This is a genomic window from Stenotrophomonas sp., from assembly GCF_031995405.1.
Classification (GTDB): domain Bacteria; phylum Pseudomonadota; class Gammaproteobacteria; order Xanthomonadales; family Xanthomonadaceae; genus Stenotrophomonas.
Genome location: NZ_DAMAGC010000112.1, coordinates 12,769 through 13,752, shown reverse-complemented (window position 1 = coordinate 13,752; position 984 = coordinate 12,769). Strand labels below are relative to the sequence as shown.

Here is a 984-nt window from a genome sequence, read left to right as displayed (position 1 = left end):
CGGCCTGGCCTTCGACGGCGACGGCGATCGCCTGGGCGTGGTCACCCGCGAGGGGAGGATCATCTACGCCGACCGGCTGTTGATGCTGTTCGCCGCCGATGTGCTGATGCGCAACCCGGGCGCGCTGGTGATCTACGACGTGAAGTGCAGCGGCAAGCTGTCCGATTACGTGCTGCGCAATGGCGGCAGCCCGCTGATGTGGAAGACCGGGCACTCGCTGATGAAGGCGAAGATGCGCGAAACCGATGCCGAGCTGGCAGGCGAGATGAGCGGGCACTTCTTCTTCAAGGAACGCTGGTTCGGGTTCGACGATGGCCTGTATGCGGCCGCGCGCCTGCTGGAAATCCTGGCCCAGCGCGAGGAGACGCCGTCGGAGGTCTTCGAGGAACTGCCCGACGCGGTGTCCACCCCGGAGCTGAAGGTGCCAGTGGAATCGGGCACCCCACATGCGCTGGTGTCGCTGTTCGTGTCGGCCGCGCAGGTGGAGGACTCGCCGTTCGCCGGCGCGCGCCTGTCCACCATCGACGGCCTGCGTGCCGATTTCCCCGATGGCTGGGGCCTGCTGCGCGCGTCCAATACCACCCCGGTGCTGGTGCTGCGGTTCGAGGCCGACGACGAAGCGGCGCTGGAGCGCATCAAGACCCTGTTCCGCGAACAGCTGCAGCCGCTGCTGCCGGGTGTGGCGCTGGGGTTCTGAGGGAAAGGCAGCCGAGCATGGCTCGGCTCTACCAATGCGCGCGCGCCACGATCAACCATCGTGCCCCATCAAGGTGCGCAAATCCCAAGGTAGAGCCGAGCCATGCTCGGCTACGCTCCCGCTCGAGACTACGACCGTTGCCGCGGCGCGCGGGCAAACGCCACGCCCCGGTAGAGCCGAGCCACGCTCGGCTGCCTTCCCGCTCGAGATTACGACCGTTGCCGCGGCGCGCGGGCAAATGCCGCGCACCGGTAGAGCCGAGCCACGCTCGGCTACGCTCCCTCTCG

General features: G+C 68.0%; 1 pseudogene. It reads left to right on the top strand.

From position 1 onward, the window contains the following. Positions 1-697: pseudogene (locus RTO53_RS16070) on the top strand (phosphomannomutase/phosphoglucomutase); the annotation flags it as partial. Between the last annotated feature and the right edge of the window lie 287 nt (positions 698-984).